The 21,781-nt window shown below is 70.5% G+C and carries 26 protein-coding genes; 10 read left to right on the forward strand and 16 right to left on the reverse strand.

The annotated features are described in order from the left end of the window. Positions 1 to 11: 11 nt before the first annotated feature. Positions 12 to 668 carry a tRNA (adenosine(37)-N6)-threonylcarbamoyltransferase complex dimerization subunit type 1 TsaB gene (gene tsaB, locus QQM39_RS16775; protein WP_301997631.1) on the reverse strand — a complete coding sequence of 219 codons (657 nt, stop codon included), beginning with the start codon at positions 666 to 668 and terminating at the stop codon, positions 12 to 14. Positions 669 to 783: 115 nt separating this feature from the next. Here tsaB and QQM39_RS16780 point away from each other — a divergent pair, with 115 nt between their 5' ends. Further along, positions 784 to 1,338 carry a hypothetical protein gene (locus QQM39_RS16780; RefSeq protein ID WP_301997633.1) on the forward strand — a complete coding sequence of 185 codons (555 nt, stop codon included), beginning with the start codon at positions 784 to 786 and terminating at the stop codon, positions 1,336 to 1,338. Positions 1,339 to 1,473: 135 nt separating this feature from the next. Here the strand turns inward: QQM39_RS16780 and QQM39_RS16785 are convergent, their stop codons facing one another. The 5 genes from QQM39_RS16785 to QQM39_RS16805 all read right to left on the reverse strand — a co-directional run bounded on the left by QQM39_RS16785 (position 1,474) and on the right by QQM39_RS16805 (position 5,930). Then, positions 1,474 to 1,662, reverse strand: a complete 189-nt coding sequence (locus tag QQM39_RS16785) for a hypothetical protein (RefSeq protein ID WP_301997635.1) — start codon at positions 1,660 to 1,662, stop codon at positions 1,474 to 1,476. A gap of 138 nt (positions 1,663 to 1,800) precedes the next feature. Continuing rightward, entirely contained in the window at positions 1,801 to 2,313 is a 513-nt protein-coding gene (gene tsaE / locus QQM39_RS16790) for a tRNA (adenosine(37)-N6)-threonylcarbamoyltransferase complex ATPase subunit type 1 TsaE (RefSeq protein WP_062698051.1), read from the reverse strand. Continuing rightward, the gene (locus QQM39_RS16795; RefSeq protein WP_301997639.1) at positions 2,279 to 3,520 is read right to left on the reverse strand and encodes an alpha/beta fold hydrolase; all 1,242 of its coding nucleotides are present in this window, start codon (positions 3,518 to 3,520) and stop codon (positions 2,279 to 2,281) included. Before QQM39_RS16795 ends, tsaE begins: the two co-directional genes overlap by 35 nt. A 179-nt stretch (positions 3,521 to 3,699) precedes the next feature. Further along, complete coding sequence (alr, locus tag QQM39_RS16800; protein WP_301997640.1) at positions 3,700 to 4,866, reverse strand: alanine racemase; 1,167 nt, start codon at positions 4,864 to 4,866, stop codon at positions 3,700 to 3,702. Positions 4,867 to 4,949: 83 nt separating this feature from the next. Beyond that, positions 4,950 to 5,930 carry a L,D-transpeptidase family protein gene (locus QQM39_RS16805; protein WP_302003612.1) on the reverse strand — a complete coding sequence of 327 codons (981 nt, stop codon included), beginning with the start codon at positions 5,928 to 5,930 and terminating at the stop codon, positions 4,950 to 4,952. 176 nt (positions 5,931 to 6,106) lie between these two features. Between QQM39_RS16805 and QQM39_RS16810 the strand changes: the two genes are divergently transcribed. After that, positions 6,107 to 6,478 carry a holo-ACP synthase gene (locus QQM39_RS16810; RefSeq protein WP_301997641.1) on the forward strand — a complete coding sequence of 124 codons (372 nt, stop codon included), beginning with the start codon at positions 6,107 to 6,109 and terminating at the stop codon, positions 6,476 to 6,478. A gap of 43 nt (positions 6,479 to 6,521) precedes the next feature. On the opposite strand, the gene QQM39_RS16815 is transcribed toward QQM39_RS16810, so the two are convergent. Next, the gene (locus tag QQM39_RS16815; RefSeq protein ID WP_301997643.1) at positions 6,522 to 7,688 is read right to left on the reverse strand and encodes a hypothetical protein; all 1,167 of its coding nucleotides are present in this window, start codon (positions 7,686 to 7,688) and stop codon (positions 6,522 to 6,524) included. A gap of 127 nt (positions 7,689 to 7,815) precedes the next feature. Between QQM39_RS16815 and QQM39_RS16820 the strand changes: the two genes are divergently transcribed. The 3 genes from QQM39_RS16820 (at position 7,816) to QQM39_RS16830 (ending at position 10,496) form a co-directional block, all read left to right on the forward strand. After that, entirely contained in the window at positions 7,816 to 9,252 is a 1,437-nt protein-coding gene (locus QQM39_RS16820; protein WP_301997644.1) for an NAD(P)H-hydrate dehydratase, read from the forward strand. A gap of 63 nt (positions 9,253 to 9,315) precedes the next feature. Then, entirely contained in the window at positions 9,316 to 10,077 is a 762-nt protein-coding gene (locus tag QQM39_RS16825; RefSeq protein WP_301997645.1) for an FAD-dependent monooxygenase, read from the forward strand. Then, on the forward strand, positions 10,041 to 10,496 hold the full coding sequence (locus tag QQM39_RS16830; protein ID WP_301997646.1) for an NAD(P)/FAD-dependent oxidoreductase: 456 nt from the start codon (positions 10,041 to 10,043) through the stop codon (positions 10,494 to 10,496). Before QQM39_RS16825 ends, QQM39_RS16830 begins: the two co-directional genes overlap by 37 nt. Positions 10,497 to 10,623: 127 nt before the next feature. On the opposite strand, the gene QQM39_RS16835 is transcribed toward QQM39_RS16830, so the two are convergent. Together QQM39_RS16835 and QQM39_RS16840 are read right to left on the reverse strand one after the other, a co-directional pair. Continuing rightward, on the reverse strand, positions 10,624 to 11,070 hold the full coding sequence (locus QQM39_RS16835) for a hypothetical protein (protein WP_301997648.1): 447 nt from the start codon (positions 11,068 to 11,070) through the stop codon (positions 10,624 to 10,626). A 3-nt stretch (positions 11,071 to 11,073) separates the two neighbouring features. Next, positions 11,074 to 11,346 (reverse strand): hypothetical protein, encoded by a 273-nt coding sequence (locus tag QQM39_RS16840; protein WP_301997649.1) that lies wholly within the window; start codon positions 11,344 to 11,346, stop codon positions 11,074 to 11,076. Between the two features lie 126 nt (positions 11,347 to 11,472). Here QQM39_RS16840 and QQM39_RS16845 point away from each other — a divergent pair, with 126 nt between their 5' ends. Further along, positions 11,473 to 11,721, forward strand: coding sequence for a hypothetical protein (locus QQM39_RS16845; protein WP_301997650.1), 249 nt, complete (start codon positions 11,473 to 11,475; stop codon positions 11,719 to 11,721). A 109-nt stretch (positions 11,722 to 11,830) separates the two neighbouring features. Here QQM39_RS16845 and QQM39_RS16850 read toward each other — a convergent pair whose 3' ends face one another. After that, on the reverse strand, positions 11,831 to 12,241 hold the full coding sequence (locus QQM39_RS16850) for an ATP-binding protein (protein WP_301997651.1): 411 nt from the start codon (positions 12,239 to 12,241) through the stop codon (positions 11,831 to 11,833). A gap of 174 nt (positions 12,242 to 12,415) precedes the next feature. On the opposite strand from QQM39_RS16850, the gene QQM39_RS16855 reads away from it, so the two are divergent. Continuing rightward, positions 12,416 to 13,252, forward strand: coding sequence for a helix-turn-helix transcriptional regulator (locus QQM39_RS16855; RefSeq protein ID WP_301997652.1), 837 nt, complete (start codon positions 12,416 to 12,418; stop codon positions 13,250 to 13,252). Positions 13,253 to 13,260: 8 nt separating this feature from the next. After that, positions 13,261 to 13,473, forward strand: coding sequence for a DUF397 domain-containing protein (locus tag QQM39_RS16860; protein ID WP_301997653.1), 213 nt, complete (start codon positions 13,261 to 13,263; stop codon positions 13,471 to 13,473). Here QQM39_RS16860 and glmS read toward each other — a convergent pair. From glmS to QQM39_RS16880, 4 genes are all read right to left on the reverse strand, one after another. After that, positions 13,434 to 15,281: a glutamine--fructose-6-phosphate transaminase (isomerizing) gene (gene glmS / locus QQM39_RS16865; RefSeq protein ID WP_301997654.1), complete on the reverse strand. Its 1,848-nt coding sequence runs from the start codon at positions 15,279 to 15,281 to the stop codon at positions 13,434 to 13,436. The two genes, QQM39_RS16860 and glmS, sit on opposite strands and share 40 nt — an antisense overlap. 69 nt (positions 15,282 to 15,350) lie before the next feature. Next, a complete protein-coding gene (locus tag QQM39_RS16870) occupies positions 15,351 to 15,476 on the reverse strand; it encodes a hypothetical protein (RefSeq protein WP_301997655.1) in 126 nt (41 codons plus the stop codon). A 169-nt stretch (positions 15,477 to 15,645) separates the two neighbouring features. Continuing rightward, the gene (locus QQM39_RS16875) at positions 15,646 to 16,461 is read right to left on the reverse strand and encodes an ABC transporter permease (protein ID WP_301997656.1); all 816 of its coding nucleotides are present in this window, start codon (positions 16,459 to 16,461) and stop codon (positions 15,646 to 15,648) included. Then, positions 16,458 to 17,492, reverse strand: a complete 1,035-nt coding sequence (locus QQM39_RS16880) for an ATP-binding cassette domain-containing protein (RefSeq protein WP_301997657.1) — start codon at positions 17,490 to 17,492, stop codon at positions 16,458 to 16,460. Before QQM39_RS16880 ends, QQM39_RS16875 begins: the two co-directional genes overlap by 4 nt. 190 nt (positions 17,493 to 17,682) lie before the next feature. Between QQM39_RS16880 and coaA the strand changes: the two genes are divergently transcribed. Further along, entirely contained in the window at positions 17,683 to 18,672 is a 990-nt protein-coding gene (gene coaA, locus QQM39_RS16885; protein ID WP_301997659.1) for a type I pantothenate kinase, read from the forward strand. Positions 18,673 to 18,720: 48 nt separating this feature from the next. Next, complete coding sequence (locus QQM39_RS16890) at positions 18,721 to 19,668, forward strand: DUF389 domain-containing protein (protein ID WP_301997660.1); 948 nt, start codon at positions 18,721 to 18,723, stop codon at positions 19,666 to 19,668. Here QQM39_RS16890 and QQM39_RS16895 read toward each other — a convergent pair. Both QQM39_RS16895 and glmM read right to left on the reverse strand, forming a co-directional pair. Next, entirely contained in the window at positions 19,665 to 20,192 is a 528-nt protein-coding gene (locus QQM39_RS16895) for a hypothetical protein (protein ID WP_301997661.1), read from the reverse strand. The genes QQM39_RS16890 and QQM39_RS16895 overlap by 4 nt on opposite strands. Before the next feature lie 197 nt (positions 20,193 to 20,389). Next, positions 20,390 to 21,748, reverse strand: coding sequence for a phosphoglucosamine mutase (glmM, locus tag QQM39_RS16900; protein WP_301997662.1), 1,359 nt, complete (start codon positions 21,746 to 21,748; stop codon positions 20,390 to 20,392). Between the last annotated feature and the right edge of the window lie 33 nt (positions 21,749 to 21,781).

The following is a 21,781-nucleotide window of genomic DNA, read 5'->3' on the forward strand; positions in this document are numbered from 1 at the left end:
CGGCTGTCCTGTCACTTGGGGGTGACCACCTTGTAGTTCTTGGGAACCTGGGCGTCGGGCCGGCGCAGATACAGCGGCCGGGGCGCGGGAAGTTCCTCGCCCGCCGCCAGCTTCTCGGCGGCCAGCCCCGCGAGAGCCGCCGCCGACACGTGCTCGGGCTCGTGGGCGCTGGGGAAGGTGTCGGGGTACAGCAGCGCGCCCGCGCCGACGGCCGGCAGCCCGGCGACCTGGTCGGCGATGTCGGCGGGCCGGTCGACGGCCGGGTCGGTCAGCCGCGTACGGGAGTCGGCGTAGCGCGCCCAGTAGACCTCCTTGCGCCGGGCGTCGGTCGCCACGACGAAGGGGCCCTTCTCGATGTCGGCGGCGTACGCGAGACCGTCGAGCGTGCACACGCCGTGCACGGGGACGCCGAGGGCGATCCCGAAGGTGTCGGCGGTCATCAGGCCGACGCGCAGCCCGGTGTACGGGCCGGGGCCGATGCCTACGACGATGCCGGTGACGGCGTCGAGCCGCACGCCGGCCTCGGTGAGGACGCGGTCGACGGCCGGCAGCAGCAGCTCGCCGTGCCGGCGCGCGTCCACCTGGCTCGACGAGGCGATGACGTCCGTACCGTCGTGCAGCGCGACGGTGACGGCGGGGGTGGCGGTATCCAGAGCGAGCAAGAGCACGCAAACAGCCTACGGCGCTCAGGCCCCAGGAAGCGCCGCCCCGGCGGCACGCCCGACGGCTGCTACGGTCGGGCTGGATCATGACGTACGGCGCGAACGACCGAGGTGGGCGACGGTGGCAAGCAGCAGCTCCGGATTCGTGGCGGGGCTCACCGCGGCTGCCCTCGCGACCGTCGGCTTCCTCGCCTACCAGGCCTCGGCGAGCGTCCCGGCCGACCTGGCCAGGCCCGGGGCGAGCAGCTCACCCGAAGTGAGTGCCGTCAAGGGGCCCCGCGACGGCAAGGAACCCGGCGCGCTGCCCGCCGGGTCCGGTACGGGTGTGCGGGTCGTGTACTCGCTGGACGACGACCGGGTGTGGCTGGTCGGCGAGGGCGACACGGTCAAGCGCACGTTCCGCGTCACCGCCGGATCGGTCGACCCGGCGCCGGGCGTCTACTCGGTCACGTCCCGCTCCAACGCGATCACCGGCACCGACGGCACCGCCATCGAGCACGTCGTCCGCTTCAGCGAAGTCGAGGGCGTCACCATCGGCTTCAGCGCGGCCGTCGACGGCTCGACACCCCAGCCCAACCCGACCGTGAAAACAGGCGGCATCCGCGAGTCCCGCGCGGACGGAGCCGCGATGTGGGAGTTCGCGACAATCGGCCGAACGGTGGCAGTGATCCACTGACGCAGGGCGAGCGAAGCGCCCTGAAGGCGCGGGAGCGCCCTTCAGGGGCGCGGGGAACTGCGCGACCAGCCACAACGACGCAGCACACGACCGACGACCCAGCGCGGCACTCTCCCCACGGCTCAACCAGCGGAGCTACGCCGCTTCGCGATGCCCGTGATCGGCGGCCCGCCGGTTCGTCTCCGGATCAGGAAGACGCGGCGGGGTCGAGATCACGTTCGCAGCGGCACCGGCTGCCAGCAGATCACGCATGGACACCCCGGCCACCGGCACGTACGGCCGTGGCCGCCTCTCGCTCTGCGCCTTGCTCTCGGATGCCGACATGGACGCCTCCTGGGGCCGGGGGCGGACGTAGTTAGGTAGACCTAACTACGGACTGGATACCATGTGACCACGCGCAAGACCGCGAACGCAATATCTTGCCGACGTCTTGTCGGAATGTTCATCCGGCCCACCACCCGCTCACGCGGACAGCACGCTCAGATCCACCGCCGCCCAGCGCTCCCCGAGCCCGGTCACGGTGACGTGCCGCACCTCGTCGGTCGTGTCCCCGACGGCCCGGTGGATCACGACCTGCAGCCGTTCCTCGGTCAGCTCCTCGACCTTGCCCTCGCCCCACTCCACGACGATCACCGACTCGGGCAGCGAGACGTCGAGGTCGAGGTCCTCCATCTCGTCGAGGCCGCCGGACAGCCGGTAGGCGTCGACGTGGACGAGCGGCGGGCCGTCGCCGAGGGAGGGGTGCACGCGGGCGATCACGAAGGTCGGGGACGTGACCGCGCCCCTCACCCCCATCCCCTCGCCGAGCCCCCGGGTCAGCGTCGTCTTGCCCGCGCCGAGCTCCCCGCTGAGCATCAGGAGGTCGCCGGCGCGCAGCAGCTTGGCGAGGCGGCGGCCCAGTTCCCGCATCTGGTCGGGAGAAGTGACGGTCAGCTCGAGGTCACCCGCGTTGTGCGGTGCTGCTGGTGCTTCCATAGCCACTTACGGTAGCCCCTGCGGGCACGGCGCCCGAGCGGGTGAGCAGGTCGGCCAGGCGGTCGGTGACCACCTCCGGGTGCTCCAGCATCACCAGGTGCCCGGCGTCCGGCACCAGGACCAGCTCGGCCTCCGGCAGTAGGTCGGCGATCGCCTCGCTGTGCTCACTGGGCGTGACGAGGTCGCCCACACCGGCGAGGACGAGCACGGGCATCTCGGTGAAGAGGGCGAGCGCCTCGGTCTTGTCGTGGTCGGTGAAGGCCGGGTAGAACTCCGCGACCACGTCGATCGGCGTCCCCTCGATCATCCGCTCGGCGAACCGGGCGACGGCCGGGTCGACGTCCCGCGACGAGAACGAGTACCGCTTGATGATCCCCGCGAACAGGTCGGCGGTGGCCCGGCGCCCCTTCTCCACCAGCTCGGCCCGCTGACCCAGCGCCTTGAGCACGCCCGGCAACACCCGCCGCACCGCATTCACACCGGCGACGGGCAGCCCGAAGTTGACCTCGCCGAGCCGTCCGGACGACGTACCGACGAAGGCGGTGGCGACGACCCGGTCGCGGATCAGCTCCGGGTACTGGTCGGCCAGCGCCATCACCGTCATCCCGCCCATGGAGTGCCCGACCAGCACGATCGGCCCCTCGGGGACGGCGGCGTCGATGACGGCCTTCAGGTCGCGCCCGAGCTGCTCGATGTCGACCGGCACCCCGTCCTCGACCTGGGCCACACCCCGCCCGGACCGGCCGTGGCTGCGCTGGTCCCAGTGCACGGTGCGGACGACGCCCCTGAGCGCGGCGCGCTGGAAGTGCCAGGAGTCCTGGCTGAGGCAGTAGCCATGGCTGAAGACGACGGTGACGGGGGCGGGTGACTTGCGTCCGAAGAGCCGTCGCCGGCGTGGGGTGAGGGCGGGGGCGGCCTCGGGGTCGAGGTCGTCGACCTCGTAGTACAGCTCGGTGCCGTCCTCGGCCTGCGCCTTGCCGGGCATGCCGCGCAGCGAGCCGTACGGCCCCGCCGAGTCGAGGGCGAGGCGGGCCTTCTGCCGCATGCCCCGGCCCACGGTCATCCGCTCTATGGCGACGCCCGCGGCCGCGCCCGCCGCGATCACGCCTATCGCCGCACCGGCGATGCCTGTGGCCCTACGCCAGTTCGCGGCCGCCCCCGTGGCGGAGGCGACGGCCGCGACGGCCTCCGCACTGCTCTCGCTCACGTACCGCTCCTCTTCGCTGGGTCGGGTGGTGCCGGGTGTGACGTAGGTGGTGGATGGTGCAGGTGTTCTTCGATGGGGTGTTCCGCTACGGGGTTACCCGTCTTGTTCCTCATTCACCTAGATGCATTCGGATAGACGCATCACGTGGCCGCATCACGTGGACGCATCACGTGGACGCATCACGTGGACGCATTTCTATAGACGCGTGGAACGCGCGTTCCGATCCGGGTGACGATTTCGTAGGCGATGGTTCCCGCGGCCTGCGCCCAGTCCTCGGCGGTGGGCTCACCGCGGTCACCGGGCCCGAACAGCACGGCCTGCGCGCCCGGCTCGGGCTCGTCCCCGCCCAGATCGACGACGAACTGGTCCATCGCGATGCGTCCGGCGACCGTCCGCCATTTGCCGCCCACCAGAACGGGCCCGGCGCCCGAGGCGTGCCGTGGGATGCCGTCGGCGTAGCCGAGCGGGACGAGGCCGAGGGTGGTCTCGCCCGGGGTGGTGTAGTGATGCCCGTAGCTGACGCCGTGGCCCCCCGGCACGTGCTTCACCAGCGCGAGGGACGCCGAGAGGGTCATCACGGGCCGCAGCCCGAAGTCGGCGGGGCTGCCGAGCTCGGGGCTGGGCGAGATGCCGTAGGTCGCGATCCCGGTGCGCACCAGGTCGAAGTGGCTGTCGGGAACGGTGAGCGTGGCGGGCGAGTTGGCGATGTGCCGGACCTCGGGGCACACGCCCCGCTCCTCGGCGTACGCGACCATCTCGCGGAAGAGGGAGAGCTGGGCGTCGATGGACGGATGGCCCGGCTCGTCGGCGCAGGCGAAGTGCGACCACAGCCCGGTGATCCGGACCAGCCCGTCGGCCTCGGCCCCCAGGGCCTCGCGCACCAGCTCGGCCCAGTCGTCACCCGGCTGGCAGCCGTTGCGCCCGAGCCCGGTGTCGGCCTTGAGCTGCACGCGCGCGGGGGCGCCGGCCTGCCGGGCGGCGTCGGTGACCTCCCGCAGGGCCCACATCCCGCTCACGGAGACGTCGAGGTCGGCCTCGATGGCCTCCCGCCAGGGCCCGCCCGGCGTCCACAGCCAGCACATGATCCGTACGCCGTCCAGCCCGGCGGCCCGCAGCACGAGGGCCTCCTCGGGCGTGGCCGTGCCCAGCCAGCCGGCGCCCGCCTCGACGGCCGCGCGGGCACACGGCACCGCCCCGTGGCCGTACGCGTCCGACTTCACGACGGCCATGAGGGCCGCGCCCGGCGCGTGGGCGCGCAGGGTCCGCACATTGGCCCGCAGGGCGGCCAGATCGATCTCGGCGCGGGCACGCAGGGGCGCGGTCCGCAGGGCTGCTGTTTCTGTCATCGCGCCCCCAGTGTCTCAGAGGGGTCCGACAACACCGCCGAGCCGGGACCCCCACCCGTGGCCCCCGGGCCCGGCCACCGGACTCACGCCTCCGGCCGGTGCCCCCACACGTACACCCGGTCGTTCCGCTTCAGCACGCCCCACAGCTGCCGGGCCTCGTCGAGGCGCATGTTGACGCAGCCCATCGAGCCGACGGGGCTGAAGATGTTGCCGTAGACGCCGTGGAAGGCCTGGCCCCCGCTAAAGAACTGGGAGTAGGGCATACGGCTCTTGTACAGCGACGACACGTGGTTCTTGTGCCGCCAGTAGACCGCGTGCCACCCGGTGCGCGTCCCGTACCCCTCCCGTCCGCTCCGGATGGGCGCGGGCCCGAACACGACCTTCTTGCCGTGCTGCACCCAGGTCAGCTGCCGGTCGAGGTCGACACAGGCGACCCGGTACGCCCGCACCGGGCACTTCTTGGCGGCGTTCGGGTTCTTCCGGGCGTCGACGAGCTGCATGGTGGACCAGGTCAGAGGCCCGGCGAAGCCGATGGCGGGCTTGATGCCGTGCTTTTTCTGGAAGGCGCGGATGGCCCGGCAGTCGGCGGCCGACTGCTCCCCGTCCACCGGCAGCTTCAGCCACCGCTCGACCTGCCGCTGCCGCGGGCCCGTCTCCTCGCTGCACTTCACGCCCCCGAGAGCGTCGATGGGATCGACGTACTCCACGCTGTCGTACGCCTCCCGCGGCGCGTCCTCCGGCTCGACGGCGTCCTCCTCGGCGGTGGGCGTGTACACCTCCGGCGCCAGCGCCTGGTCAGGCGTGTCCGTCTGCCAGAGCGGAGGCAGGCCCAAGGGAATTCCGGGCACGAGTTCGGCCTGCGGTCCGGAGTCCGGGGGGACGGGGTCGGCCTGCGGTCCGGAATGCGGGGGCACCAGCTCGGCCCGCGGCCCGGAATCCGGGGAGACAGGGCCGGCCTGCGGCTCGGAAGCCTGCGGCACGAGTTCGGCCTGCGGTCCGGAGGCCGGGGGGACGGGGTCGGCCGAGGCGCTGCCGACGGGCAGCAGGGTGGCCGCGGCGAGCACTACGGCCATGCTCCGACATGCGATACGTCCGCTGATCATGCGCACAGGGAAGCGTGAGGTCCTGCCGGGCGGCAGGTGCCGCGCGGCGGCGTCACCCTAACGAGGAGCGGCAACCCGGCAACGAGGAGCGGGAACCCGGCGTCGGTGCACGGGAGGCCGACCGTAGGGTGCTCGGCATGAGCATCATCGGGGTCGGTATCGACGTGGCCGAGATCGACAGATTCGAGGCGGCGCTGCAACGCACGCCCGGGCTGGCCGATCGGCTGTTCCTGGAGAGCGAGTTGATGCTGCCCAGCGGCGAACGCCGGGGCATCGCCTCGCTCGCCGCCCGCTTCGCCGCGAAGGAAGCCCTCGCCAAGGCACTGGGCGCGCCCTCGGGCCTGCTCTGGACGGACGCCGAGGTCTTCGTCGAGGACAGCGGCCGGCCGCGCCTGCGGGTGACGGGAACGGTGGCGGCGCGGGCGGCCGACCTGGGCGTGCGGTCCTGGCACCTGTCGCTGAGCCATGACGCCGGAGTGGCGTCGGCGGTGGTGGTGGCGGAGGGCTGAGCCCCGGGCACGGGCCGAGGCTCCGCCACCAGGCACTCGGCGGTCAGCAGATCGACTGGCTGGTGTTCACGCGGGTGATGTTCCGGAACGTGGTGTTCTCACCGCAAGGGCTCTCCCTGATCGCCGAGTTGGTCACGGTCAGGTTCTGCACGGTGATGTCCCTGTTGTTCGCGAACTCCGACCGCGCCGCCAGCCGCAGCTCTCCGCCGCCGGTGATGGTGCCGCTCTGCGCGGCCAGGCTGACGTTGTAGCAGTTCTCGATCAGCACGGAGTTGTTGCCGGTGTTGGAGAGGGTGACCCGGTCGATGACGGCCCCGCCGCTCTCGGACACGCAGAACACCCCGCGCCCGCCGCCACGCGCGATGACCTCGCCCACCCGGATGTTGGCCGGGTACGAACTCCCCACCCGCCCGTTCCGGTTGGCCATGCGGAAGGCGGCGTACCCGGTGCCCGTCCCCGCGTTCTCGGCGTCGACCTTGGTGACGGTGGCGTTGATGGTCTGGTTGAGCAGCAGCCCCGACTCGCCCACGTTGCGCGCGGTCACCGTCCCGATGGTGATGCCGTCGACGCCGTACGTCTCCACGGCGTGGCTGGAGGCCCCGGAGACGTAGACGTTGTCGATCCGGACGTTGCGCGTCCACTGGCTGGTGTCCCCGCGGTTGTCGATCCGCACGCCCAGACCGGCGGACAGCCGCATGTCGATCTGCCCGAGGACGACGTTCTGCACGTTCCGCAGGAAGATCCCGTACAGCGGGCTGCCGGTGAGGTTCAGGTGCTGGACCTCGACGTCCCGGGTGCCGCGCGAGTAGACGGGCGCCTGGTCGCCGGAACCGCTGCCGGTGACGTTGATGGTGCCGCAGACGTCGAGCACGGTGTAGCTGGGCAGGGAGATGCGCGACCCGGCGGACATGGCTCCCGAACCCCGCACCACCACCCGCTCCTTGGCGGAGCGCCCGGCGGTCAGGCTGTTCACGGCCGCCTGGACGGCGGCCCGCATGTCACCGCCCGTATAGACGGTGCTGCCGCCGCGCCGCGCGGTCCAGGTGCTGCCGCTGAGGACGGCCTCGGCCTGGTAGGAGCCTTCGCCGCAGGCGGCGGCCGCGGCGGGGGTGGGGGCGGTGAGGGTGCCGATGGCGGTGAGGAGGGCGGTGGCACCGGCGGCGATGAGGAGGGCGGCTCGGCGGCCTGTGAATGCGGCTCTGCGTCCCATGGGGGTCCTCTCGTCGAACCAATTCGACTGAATCGATTCATCCTGTGGGGGCCGGTGAGTTTGGCAAAGGCACGGCAAAGCGTCAATGGATGCGACGAGCCTCGCCGGGTACGGGACACTCGGTCGCATGCGGAGTGCGTACAGCGTGGAGACGGTAAGGGCGGCCGAACGGGAGCTGATGGCACGGCTTCCGGACGGGGCACTGATGCAGCGTGCGGCGGCCGGACTCGCCGCCGCCTGCGCGGATCTGCTGGGCCGGGTGTACGGCAGCCGGATCGTCCTGCTGGTCGGCAGCGGCGACAACGGCGGCGACGCCCTGTACGCCGGCGCCCGACTGGCCAGGCGCGGGGCGGGAGTTACGGCGGTCCTGCTGAAGCCCGGGCGGGCGCATGCCGGAGGGCTGGAGGCGCTGCGCCGGGCAGGCGGAAGGACGACCGGTGTCGATGCCGCCGAGGAGTTGATCGAGCGCGCGCATCTGGTCGTCGACGGGATCGTCGGGATCGGCGGCAAGGGCGGGCTCCGTCCGGAGGCGGCACCGTTGGCCGACGCGGTGGCTCGGTCGAGGGCGGCCGTGGTCGCCGTGGACCTGCCGAGCGGCGTGGACGTCGACACGGGCGAGGTACGCGGCACGGCACTGCGGGCCGACCTCACCGTCACCTTCGGCACGCACAAGCCGGGGCTGCTGATCGATCCGGCGCGGGAGTACGCCGGGGTGGTGCGGCTGGTGGACATCGGTCTGGCGCTGCCGAACGACGCGGTGGAGCTGGAGGCGCTCCAACACGCGGACGTGGCACGGCTGTTGCCGCTGCCGGCGGCGGAGACGGACAAGTACCGGCGAGGGGTCGTAGGCATCGCGGCGGGATCCGGGAGGTATCCGGGCGCGGCCGTACTGGCCGTGGCGGGGGCGTTGCGCGGCGGGGCCGGGGCCGTGCGGTACGTCGGTCCGGCCGGGGACGCGGTGATCGCGCGGTTCCCCGAGACGCTGGTGTCGGACCGGGGGCCGAAGAAGGCCGGGCGCGTGCAGGCCTGGGTCGTCGGCCCCGGCGCCGGGGACGACGCGGCGACGGTGGCGGAGGTGCTGGCGACGGACGTCCCGGTACTGATCGACGCGGACGGGCTGCGGCTGGCGGACGCGGAGGCGGTACGGGGCCGTACGGCACCGACCCTGATGACCCCGCACGCCGGGGAGGCGGCGGCGCTGCTCGGGGTGGCACGGGAGGAGGTCGAGGGGGCTCGGCTGGCTTCGGTACGGGAGTTGGCGGGGCGGTATGCGGCGACGGTGCTGTTGAAGGGTTCGACGACGCTGGTGGCGGAGGCGGGCGGCACCGGGGCGGTACGGGTGAACCCGACGGGAACCGGCTGGCTGGCCACGGCAGGCAGCGGTGACGTGCTGTCCGGATTGGCGGGATCGCTGCTGGCGGCGGGGCTCACGGCGGTGGACGCTGCGAGCGTGGCCGCGTATCTCCATGGCCTCTCGGCGAGGTTCGCGGCGGACGGGGCGCCGGTGGGGGCGCATGACGTGGCCGAGGGGATTCCGGGGGCTTGGCGGGATGTACGGGGCTGAGGAGAGCGCGACAGGACGACGACGGCCCGCGTTGCTGTGTCGGCGTCCCGGCGAGGTGGCCGTATGAGGGCGATCGTCGTGGGAGCGGGCATCGGAGGACTGGCCGCGACACTGAGCCTGCGCCGTGCGGGCGTCGAAGTGACGCTGGTCGAGCAGACGGCGCGCTTCACGGAGGTGGGCGCCGGCATCCAACTCGCCCCCAACGCCACGCGGGAGCTGCGCCGGCTCGACGTGCTGGACGCAGTCGCCGACCAGGCCGCCCGCCCTGCCCACGTGAGCTTCCGCACCTGGTCGGACGGGTCGGAGATCTGCCGCTACGCGCTGGGCCGCGAGGCGGAGGAGGAGTTCGGGGCGCCGTATCTGGTGGTGCACCGGGCGGACCTGCACGGCGCCATGGCCGCCGCGGTGCCACGGGAGTCGGTACGCCTGAACACGACGGTCGTCGCGATCGGCCAGGACGACGATCACGCCCAGGTGATGACGGCGACAGGCGAGCGCCTGACCGCGGACCTCGTGGTGGCGGCGGACGGCATCCGGTCCGCCGCCCGCCAGTGGCTCTTCGGCAAGGACGAGACGGTCTTCTCGGGAACGGTCGCGTACCGGGCCCTGCTGCCGGCCGAGGAAGTGGCCGGCTTAGGCCTCCCCCACTCGCCGTCTGGCTCGGCCCGGACCACCACTTCGTCCACTACTGGGTGCGGCGCGGTGAACTACTCAACGTGGTGGCCGTGTTCAGCACGAGCGAGTTGGCCCAGGAGTCGTGGACCGCTCGGGCGGAACCCGGCGAGCAATTGCGCGAGTTCGCCGGCTGGGACCCCCGAGTGCTGAGCGTCCTCGAACGCGCGGGCCAGGTGTACCGCTACGGCATCCACACCCGCACTCCGCTCACTCGCTGGAACATCGGCCGGGTGACCCTCCTCGGCGACAGCGCCCACGCGATGGTGCCGTTCCAGGCCCAGGGGGCGGCTCAGGCGATCCTGGACGCGGCCGTACTGGGCGACGTCCTCAGGGGCGCAACGACGGCCGACGTACCCGACTCACTGGACCGCTACGTCCGCCGACGCGTGGCGGGCGCCACGGGCATGCAGGCCGCTTCGGCCCTCGCGGGCAGGGACTTCCACCTGCCGGACGGGGCGGGGGCGCAGGCACGGAACGCCCGCATGGCTGCACACGCGGCCGAGCACAGGTTCATGCCCCAGGCGACGGCGTGGAGGACGAACGTGTTGAAGGAGAAGCCGGAGCCATGAGCAGCGCATGATCGTCAGTCGTGGCCGACCACCCCGATCCGGCAGCCCTGTATCCCAACGTCGGGAACCGGCATGCCGACCGAGGCGATGGGCGTCGAGGCTCACCTGCTGAGCTCTCCCGGGCGTTCTACGATCCGTCCGGCGACCGCTGGCTCGGCTCCCCGGCGACCAGATCAGCCTCGTGTGTCGCAGTGACCGCGCGATCGAGGAACCGCGTCAGCTTGTCCGTATCGAGGCACAGGTTGAGGCCCCGATGGAGATGTTTGTCGAACACGACCCCGCGCGTGTCCAGAACGCTCAGGACGGCTGCCGCCCAGGCCGAGCGATACCCCTCGGCGAAGCCCGCCGCCCACTCCTCAGGACGGTCCGTGGCCTCCCCCGCCGTGACGGCACGAATCCGGGCCACCTCCTCAAGGGGAAGGATGCCGCGCTGCCTGAGATCCTCCAACCCGAACCGGAAATCACCCGCCACCTTCGGTGCGGGAATGCCCAACCCGAGGCAGGTCGTCGTGAATCGGAGCAGGTCGATCAGCTCCGGCGGCTCGTCCTGTTGGCTGTCTTGCTGGTCGCCCATCGCTCAGGCCTCTCCAGAACCAGCACCCGGAAGGTCCGGGTCCTCGGCGAACAGATCCTCGGCCCGCTCGACCGTACGGGAACGCTCCAGCCAGGCATCCATGCGATCAAGGTCGGTGCAGGTGGTGATGCGCTCACGCACGCTGTCCGGTACGGGGATGCCCCGAGCCTCCAGCACGAACAGGATTCCCTTGGCCTCGCCGTCGGCCTTGCCTTCCAGGTATGCCGTCTCACGGACCGTCCCCCGACCGGGGAAGTAGCTGACGAACGTCGACATGATTGCCTTCCATTTCTCTCCGGCTGGAGTCTTGCCCAGGGTGACTTCGAGGAAGTCGAAGAAGTACTTGGCGGTGGCAGGATCGGTTTCCAGGAGTTCCTGAAGGGCGCTGCTGATGGCCTCCAGATGGCGTCGCCGTCGCGGCTACGGGCGTGTGCCAGGGCGGAGAGCACGGCCAGTGGGAGGTTCTTCGCCGCGGTCCTGGCGTCGGTGATCACCGGCAGGTTGTCCGGCCCGGCGACCAGCGGATACGTCCGTAGAGCCGTCCAGCCGCGCACTCCGCAGTCGAAGGGGCCGGCCGCCCACTTGGCCGTGGCCCTGTCCTGGCAGACGACGAGCAGCAGTACGGGCAGCGCGTACTTCGCCTGGAGGTAGCCGATGTAGTACGCCCAACTCCACTCCTTGCCCTCGACCTTGCCCGACTGCGCCTCGACGGCAAGCAGAAAGTCCTCGCCATCGGACGGCCCGATGCGCAGCCACCTCCTCACGCCGCCGAAGTCAGTTCGCACCACACGTACTTGCCCCGGTTGCCGTGTCTGGTCAGCGGCTGCCACCCCCACAGATCCGAACAGGCCCGGACCATCGCCAACCCCCGCCCCTCCTCCGCCTCCCCAAGCTGGGCCAACTCCCGGGGCGGCTCCGGCGGTTCCGGATCCGCGCCCCACGCCCCGATCCGCAGCACACCGGCCGACCAGCGCACACGCAGGGCCGCGGGCCCCTTGGTGTGACGTACGGCGTTGGCGACCAGCTCGGTCGCGAGGAGTTCGGCGGTGCCCACCAGGCCGATGAGGCCGTGCATGGTGAGGATCAGGCGGAGGGTGCGGCGGGAGACGGTGACGGCTCGGACATCGTTCGGGATGTAGAGCGTGTACTCCCAGGGTTCGGTTTCGGGCATGCGTGAGCTCCGTTCGGATGAGGGGGAGTTGGTTGCGGTGGCGGTGCCGCGTTCGTCATGGCAGGACGGAGCGGTGCACTTCCGCAGAGTGCGCGCCGCGTCACCGACGGTAGGCGTAACATGTAACTCCTAGCAAGCCGATCGCGTAATTCGACCCCGAACGAGGAGCTATCGATGTCCCAGCGGCGCGGACCAACAGCACGTCAGATGCGCCTGGCGACCGAACTGCGCAGGCTCCGCCAGGCGGCGGGACTCACCGCCATCGAAGCAGCAGCACAACTCGGGGTGAATCGCGTCCAGATGAGCCAGATCGAATCCGGACTCGTGGGCGTGAGCGAGGAGCGAGTACGCCGCCTCGCATCCCACTACGCCTGTACGGACAAGGAGTTCATCGACGCCTTGGCCGCGATGACCACCGATCGGACCCGCGGCTGGTGGGAAGAGTACCGGGGCCTGTTGCCCAAGTCCTTCCTGGACTTGTCCGAGTTGGAGCACCACGCCCGGTTCCAACACCACGTGGCCATCCTGTACGTGCCGGGCCTCCTGCAGACGGAGGACTACGCCCGTGCCGTCTTCTCGTCGAGGCTGCCCGAACTCACCGACGAAGAGCTTGAGTTGCGCATCCAACACCGAAAGGCACGCCAGGAGATCACCATCCCGTACAAGGCAGTGATCCACGAGGCGGCGCTTCGCATCAGGGTCAGCGACCGTGCCACCTCGAAGGCCCAGCTCGCCCGGCTCCTTGAGCTCTCAGAAGCGGACCACATTACTTTGCGCGTCATCCCCTTCAACCTGGACGGCTTCGCCACAGCCTCAAGCACGATGACGTACGTGGGTGGGCCCCTGCCCAAGCTGGACACAGTGGTGCGGGACGCGCCCCATGGCTCGATCCTCATCGATGCCGAGGCCCAGCTCAACACCTATCGAACGCGCTTCCGTATGGTGGAGGCCGTATCACTCGAATCGGACCAGTCCCGTGACTTCATCCACCGGCTGGCAACAGAGCTGTGAGGCACCCCATGGACAACTGGCGGAAGTCGTCCTACTCCGGCGAGGGCGACGGCAACGAATGTGTGGAAATAGCCAACTCCCCCACCCACGTAGCCGTACGCGACTCCAAGGCCCCGGCCGACCGCATCCTCACTTTCCCGACCGGAGCCTTCACCCCCTTCATCGAGGCCCTAAAGTCGGCTCACTCCACCGTCACCGACTTCGCCAGGTTCCGAGGCTGATCCACCTCGTTGCCCCGGGCGGTGGCCAGCTCACACGCGAACACCTGCAACGGCACCGTGGCCACGAGCGGCTGAAGCAGGGTCGGAGTCGCCGGAATCCAGATCAGGTGATCCGCGTACGGCACCACCGCCTCGTCCCCCTCCTCCGCGATCACGATCGTCCGCGCACCCCGGGCCCGGATCTCCTGGATGTTGGACACGATCTTGTCGTGCAGGACTGACCGTCCCCGGGGCGAGGGCACGACCACGACCACCGGCAGATCGTCCTCGATCAAGGCGATCGGCCCGTGCTTCAACTCCCCCGCCGCAAACCCCTCGGCGTGCATATAGGCGAGTTCCTTCAGCTTGAGCGCGCCTTCCAGCGCCACCGGATACCCCACGTGCCGGCCGAGGAACAGCACCGTGTTCTTGTGGGCAAGGCTTCGCGCCAGCGCCCGCACCGGTTCCATGGTCTCCAGCACCCGCTCGACCACACCGGAGATCTGCGACAGGTCCCGGATCACCGCGTGGATCTCGTCCCCCCACTTGGTGCCCCGCACCTGCCCCAGATACAGGGCGACCAGGTAGCACGCCACCAGCTGCGTGAGAAACGCCTTCGTCGAAGCGACCGCGACCTCCGGCCCGGCATGCGTGTACAGCACCGCGTCCGACTCACGCGGAATCGTCGACCCGTTGGTGTTGCAGATCGCCAGCACCCGGGCCCCCTGCTCACGGGCATGCCGCAGCGCCATGAGCGTGTCCATGGTCTCGCCGGACTGGGAGATGGCGATGACGAGCGTCTGCTGGTCGAGGATCGGATCCCGGTACCGGAACTCACTGGCCAGCTCCACCTCGCACGGAATCCGCGTCCAGTGCTCGATGGCGTACTTGGCGATCAGCCCGGCGTGGAAGGCCGTACCGCAGGCGACGATGACGACCTTGTCGACTTCCCGCAGCTCGGAGGCGCTGATCCGGACCTCGTCCAGCGTCAGTGAGCCGGCGGCGTCGATGCGCCCCAGTAACGTATCGGCGACCGCCTTGGGCTGCTCGGCGATCTCCTTGAGCATGAAGTAGTCATAGCCCCCCTTTTCCGCGGCGGCGGCATCCCAGTCGACGCGATACGACCGCACATCCGCCGGCCGCCCGTCGAACCCGGTGACGGTCACCCCGTCCCGCCGCAGCTCCACCACCTGGTCCTGACCCAGCTCGATCGCCGACCGCGTATGGGCGATGAACGCGGCGACGTCCGAGGCGAGAAAGGCCTCACCCTCCCCAACGCCCACCACGAGTGGCGAGTTCCGTCGCGCGCCGACGACCACGTCAGGCTCGTCGGCATGCACCGCGACCAGCGTGAAGGCCCCCTCCAACCGCCGGCACACGAGCCGCATGGCCTCGGCGAGGTCGGCGGTCACCGAGAACTCCTCGGCGAGCAGGTGAGCCACGACCTCGGTGTCCGTCTCGGACCCCAGCTCATGCCCCCGCTCCTCCAACTCGGCCCGCAGACAGGCGAAGTTCTCGATGATCCCGTTGTGCACGACGGCCACGCGCCCGGCGTTGTCGAGGTGCGGATGCGCGTTGGCATCCGTGGGCCCGCCATGTGTGGCCCACCGGGTATGCCCGATCCCCGTGCTTCCCGTCGGCAACGGCCGCTCGGTCAGCTCCTTCTCGAGATTGACGAGCTTGCCGGCCTTCTTCGCGGCCGCCAGCCCGCCGTCCGCCAGCACGGCGACGCCCGCCGAGTCGTATCCCCGGTACTCCAGCCGCTTCAGTCCGGCCATCACGATCTCGAGCGCCGACTGCGACCCCACGTATCCCACGATTCCGCACATGCGCGGCAGCCTACGACCGAACTCCGCTCGGAAACGGCCGTAGCGTGCCCGATTTCGGAAATTCCCGCCTCACTTCGGCACGGCGGTCGCCACGTCCGCCGCGAAGTCCGCGGCGACGTCACACATGTCCTGGTCGTCGACGTCGTGCCTCTGAAGGAGCCCGGCGGTCTCCACGCCCGCCGTCAGCCGGCACACCGCGAAGCTGCGCGACTGCCGGACTGCTCGTCACAGTCCGGCAGTCGGGGCGGGCCCTGCATGTCACGACGGCACTCGGGCACGCGCTCATCCGCGGCACCCAGGACGGCAGCCTCCGGTGACGACAGCCTCCGGTGACGACAGCCCCCCGCCCCCGGCCGCCGCAGCCTCACGTCTTGGCCCGATAAGCCCGCATGGCCAACGGACAGAACACCAGCGCGATCCCCGCGGCCCACACCAACGACCACAACACCGGCTCCGCGACCGGCCCGCCCAGCAGCAGCCCACGGAACGCGTCGGACAGATGCGTCACCGGATTGACGTCACTCCACGCCTGCAGCCACCCCGGCATGGTGTCCACCATGACGAACGCGCTGCTGGTGAAGGTGATCGGGAAGATGATCGTGAAGGCGAAGGCCTGCACCTTCTCCGCATCCCCCGCCAGCATCCCGATCAGCACCGCGCTCCAGGACACGGCCGCGGCGAACACCACCACCAGCAGCGTGCCCAGCAGGAACCCGTCGAGCCCGCCCGTGACCCGGAAACCGAGCAGCAGCCCGAGGCCGATCATCAACAGCAGCGCCCACACGTGCTTGGCGAGATCCGCGGTGATCCGGCCGATGAGCGGGGCGGAGCGGGCTATCGGCAGGCTGCGCAGCCGGTCGAAGACACCCTTGGTGAGGTCGGTGTTGAGCGCCATCGCCGTGTACATCGTCATGAACAGGGTGTTCTGCACGATGATCCCGGGCAGCGCGTACTTCAGATACGCCTCGGGCGTTCCGGCCATCTGTCCGCCCAGCACATACGTGAAGAGGAAGACGAACATGATGGGCGTGATGCTGTAGTCGACCAGCTCCAGCGGGTTGTGCTTGACCGCGACCAGGCTCCGCCAGGCCATCGTGAAGGTCTGCCGCAACCCGTCGAGCGGCCGCACCCGGCCCGACTTGGTGACCGGGGCGGTGATGGTCGTGGTGGTGGCGGTCATGGCCGCATCACCGCCTTCGCCGCCTTCGCCGCCGTATGAAGCTCGGCGTCCTCGCCCTCGTCCCGGACGGCCGCGCCACCGTTGCCCTCGGGCGCGCCGGGTTCGGCGCGGTGGCCGGTCAGGGCGAGGAAGACCTCGTCGAGCGACGAGCGGCGCAGGGCGAGCTCGCCCACCGCTATCCCCTCGCGGTCGAGCGTGCGTACGACGGCCGGCATCAGCTCGGGATCCTTCACCGGGGCGGTGATCGTCTCGCCCTCGATCCGCGCCTCCGGTCCGGCGGCCCCGGCCACCAGCGCATGCGCCCGCGCGAGGTCCTGCCCCGCCACCGGCCGCAGCTCCAGCACCTGGCCCCCGACCTGCGACTTCAGCTGATCCGGGGTGCCCTCGGCGATCACCCGGCCCTTGTCGATCACCACGATGTCGTCGGCGAGTACATCGGCCTCGTTCAGATACTGCGTGGTCAGCAGGGCCGTCGCACCGTCCGCGACCAGGCCCCGCAGCAGGTCCCACAGCTCACCGCGGCTGTGCGGATCGAGGCCGGTGGTCGGCTCGTCGAGGAAGAGGATGCTGGGCCGGCCGACGAGACTGGCCGCGAGATCCAGCCGCCTGCGCATGCCGCCGGAGAAGGTCTTCACGGCCCGCCCGGCCGCGTCCGTCAGCTGAAACCGCTCCAGCAGCTCAGCCGCCCGCGCCCGGGCCGCCCGCCTCGGCAGACCGAGCAGCCGGCCGATGAGCAGCAGGTTCTCCGTGCCGGTCAGGTTCTCGTCCACCGCCGCGTACTGCCCGGTCAGCCCCACCATGGCGCGTACGACCCCGGCCTCCCGGACCACGTCGTGCCCGGCCACCCGCGCCCTGCCCCCATCGGGCCTCAGCAGCGTCGCGAAGATCCGCACCGCCGTCGTCTTCCCCGCTCCGTTGGGACCCAGCAGCCCGAGCACCGAGCCCTTGCGGGCCCCGAGATCGACACCGGCCAGCGCCTCGGTCTCCTTGAACCGTTTGACCAGACCTTCCGCCTCTATCGCATACGTCATGGGTCACCCCTCGGGGGTTCGGTTCAGCGGACCCCGGCCCGGGCCCACCTCTCCCACAACTGTGACCCACGCCACTGACATTCCCCTCCTTGTCCCGCTCCCTCCCGCTTCCTCACGAAAATGACCGAGACAGGGACCCGCGTGACGGATCCCACCTCACCGTCTGTTCGTACTGCCGTAACAATGGACTGTGATCTCTCCGGTCTCCTCGATACCCCGGAGCGCCCACCGGCAACGGCCGGAGGCGACTCCCTACGTCGACCTCACCCGCTCGGAGTGGAGCGCGCTGCGCGACAAGACCCCGCTGCCGCTCACGGCGGAGGAGGTCGAGAAGCTGCGCGGCCTGGGCGACGTCATCGACCTCGACGAGGTGCGTGACATCTACCTCCCGCTCTCCCGGCTCCTCAATCTCTACGTAGGCGCCACCGACGGCCTGCGCGGCGCCCTGAACACCTTCCTCGGCGAACAGGGCTCCCAGTCCGGAACCCCGTTCGTCATAGGAGTCGCCGGCTCGGTCGCCGTAGGAAAGTCCACGGTCGCCCGCCTCCTGCAGGCCCTGCTCTCCCGCTGGCCCGAGCACCCGCGCGTCGAACTGGTCACGACGGACGGCTTCCTGCTGCCCACCAAGGAACTCCAGGCCCGCGGCCTGATGTCGCGGAAAGGTTTCCCCGAGTCCTACGACCGCCGCGCCCTGACCCGTTTCGTCGCCGACATCAAGGCGGGCAAGGACGAGGTCACGGCCCCCGTCTACTCCCACCTGATCTACGACATCGTCCCCGACCAGCGGCTCACGGTCCGCCGGCCCGACATCCTGATCGTCGAGGGCCTGAACGTCCTCCAGCCCGCCCTCCCCGGCAAGGACGGCCGCACCCGGGTCGGCCTCGCGGACTACTTCGACTTCAGCGTGTACGTCGACGCCCGCACCGAGGACATCGAGCACTGGTACCTCAACCGCTTCAAGCGCCTGCGCGAGACCGCCTTCCAGAACCCCTCCTCGTACTTCCGCAAGTACACCCAGGTATCCGAGGAAGAGGCCCTCGACTACGCCCGCACGATGTGGCGCACCATCAACAAGCCCAACCTCGTGGAGAACATCGCCCCCACCCGGGGCCGCGCCGCCCTCGTCGTCCGCAAGGGCCCGGACCACAAGGTCCAGCGCCTGAGCCTGCGCAAGCTGTAAGACCGTAGGGCCGTGAGGGCCGTAACACGGGCCTGTTAGAAAGACGTCATGCTGCATCTGCGCCTGATCACCCCGGCCGACAAGACCGACGCCGTGGTCCGCCTGATCGAGAAGACGGTCGGCACCACACACCTCGTCGTGCTGCCGGGCGCCGCCCGCAACCCCGCCGGCGATGTCGTGCTGTGCGACGTGGCGCGCGAGGCGGGTGACGAACTCCTGAGCAGGCTGCAGGGATTGGACCTCGACAAGCACGGCTCCATCGCCGTCGAGAACATCGACCTGTCGCTGTCCAAGCGCGCCGACAAGGCCGAGGCGGAGGCCCCCGGCGAGGGCGCGGACGCGGTGCTGTGGGAGCACCTCACGGACGCGACGCACGAGGAGTCCACCCTCTCCATCACCTACCTCGCCTTCATCACGCTCGCCACGATGATCGCGGCCTGCGGTGTCGTGCTCGACAACGCGATCCTGATCGTGGGCGCGATGGCGGTCGGCCCGGAGTTCGGACCGCTGGCGGGCATCTGCACGGCCGTGGTGCAGCGGGCGCCGCGCCTGGCGCTGCGCTCACTGATCGCCCTGCTGGTCGGCTTCGCCGTGGCGATGGCGGTGACGGTGGGTTTCAGCTACTTCATGGACGCCGTCGGCCTGTTCACCGAGGCCAGACTGGAGGCCGAGCGCCCCAACACGGGCTTCATCTACGCCCCCGACTGGTTCTCCTTCGTCGTGGCGGTCCTCGCCGGCGCCGCCGGCACCCTCTCGCTGACGTCGTCGAAGTCCGGCGCCCTGGTCGGGGTCGCCATCTCGGTGACGACGGTCCCGGCCGCCGCCAACGCGGCCGTGGCCCTGATCTACGACGACGCCAAACAGACCTGGTTCTCGACGGGCCAGCTGCTCCTGAACCTGCTGGGCATCATCCTCGCCGGCACGCTCACGCTGCTGGCCCAGAAGTGGCTCTGGGCCAGGCAGCGCGCACGTACGGCGAAGGCGGGCAGCGCCTAGGAAGAGATGTAACGCGCTTCGCAGCCCGTGCCGATCTGGTCACCGGAGTTGGCGAACACCGCGTCGGAACCGAGGCCGCAGGTAGTCACGGTGTCGTTGTTGGGCGTGTCGTCGTCCACGCCGATCATGTCGTTGGCGCCGCCGGTCGCCACGGTGTCCGCGCCCGGTCCGGCATCGACGACAGTGCGGACGACAATGCTCGTCCCGTCGAAACTGTCGCCTTGGTCACCCAGCCCGACCGAGAGCCGGCTGACCGGGAGGGGGCAGTCGACAGTGTTGAAGTCCACCTGACGGCAACCCGGTCCCGCCGCGACGCCCGAGCTGTCCGTGAGTCTCAGACTGGCGCCGACGACGGTGGCCGTCACGTTGTTCACGAATCCGGCACGCGCGCTGAGCCCGACGTTGCCGAAAACACGGAACGCAGTGGAGCCGGGGGTCTGCGCAGCGGCCGGGGTGGCGAGCGCGGTGACGAGGAGACCGGCGGCCAGGGCCGGCACGGCCGCGCGTTTCAGGGTGCTGCTCACTGTCTTCATGCTGCGTTTCTCACTTCCGTCGAGGGGCTCGCCGCGTAGGGGCGGCCTCGACGCCAGTGAAACAACCAGCGATCAACCCGGCACTCTTTGTTACGGCCACGGAGTGACGCACATCGCACCGCAGTGGCATAGGGCATCCGGGGCAGAACGCGGACCTGCGAACCCGCCCCGGACGGCGTCCCGCAGCGCTACCCCAGCGCCGACTTCACGGCATCGGCGAGCTGCCCGGCGACCGACCGTGCCTGGTCGATGTCGGCGGCCTCGACCATCACGCGCACCAACGGCTCGGTCCCCGAAGGCCGAAGCAGCACCCGCCCGGTCTCCCCCAGCTCCCGCTCCGCCTCGGCGACAGCGGCGGCGAGGTCGGCCGAGGTCTTCACCCGCGCCCTGTCCACATCCGGCACATTGATCAGCACCTGCGGCAGCCGTTCCATCACCGCCGCGAGATCCCGCAGCGTACGCCCGGTCTCGGCGACCCGCGCGGCCAGCATCAGCCCGGTCAGCGTGCCGTCACCGGTCGTGGCGTGGTCCAGCACGATGACGTGCCCGGACTGCTCGCCACCCAGCGCGAAGTCCTTCTCCTTCATCTCCTCCAGCACATACCGGTCACCGACCGCGGTCTGGACGAGCTGGATCCCCTCGCGCTCCATCGCCAGCTTGAAGCCGAGGTTGGACATGACGGTCGCCACCACGGTGTCGGACCGCAGGGCGGACCGCTCCCGCATCGCCAGCGCCAGCACGGCGAGGATCTGGTCGCCGTCCACCTCCTCGCCCGTGTGATCCACGGCGAGGCAACGGTCGGCGTCACCGTCGTGCGCGATACCAAGATCCGCACCCTGCTCGACGACGGCGGCCTTCAGCTTGTCCAGATGCGTGGACCCGCACCCGTCGTTGATGTTGAGCCCGTCCGGCTCGGCACCGATGGTGACGACCTCGGCCCCGGCCCGCGAGAAGGCCTCCGGCGAGACAACCGCCGCGGCACCGTGCGCCTCGTCGAGAACGATCTTCAGCCCGTCCAGCCGGTTGGGCAGCGCCCCGAGGAGGTGGGCGACGTACTCCTCGAACCCCTGGTCATACGACCGCACGCGCCCGACAGCCGCACCCGTGGGCCGCTCCCAGGGCTCACCGTGCCGATGCTCGTCGTAAACGGACTCAATACGGTCTTCCAACTCATCGGCGAGCTTGTGGCCACCGCGGGCGAAGAACTTGATGCCGTTGTCGGGCATGGCGTTGTGGCTGGCGGAGAGCATCACGCCGAGGTCGGCGCCGAGCGATCCCGTCAGAAAAGCCACCGCCGGCGTCGGCAGCACCCCAACGCGCAGCACATCGACACCCGCACTCGCCAGACCGGCCACCACGGCGGCCTCCAGGAACTCCCCGGACGCACGCGGGTCCCGCCCGACCACCGCTTTCGGCCGGTGGCCCTCGAAGGTGCCCGCCTCGGCCAGTACGTGCGCCGCCGCCACGGACAGACCGAGCGCCATCTCGGCCGTCAGATCCGCGTTGGCGACGCCGCGCACGCCGTCCGTGCCGAAGAGTCGTCCCACTTGTCCTCCTGAGGAAGCGTCAGTTTCGGAGAT

It is taken from the genome of Streptomyces sp. DT2A-34 (assembly GCF_030499515.1).
Lineage (GTDB): Bacteria > Actinomycetota > Actinomycetes > Streptomycetales > Streptomycetaceae > Streptomyces.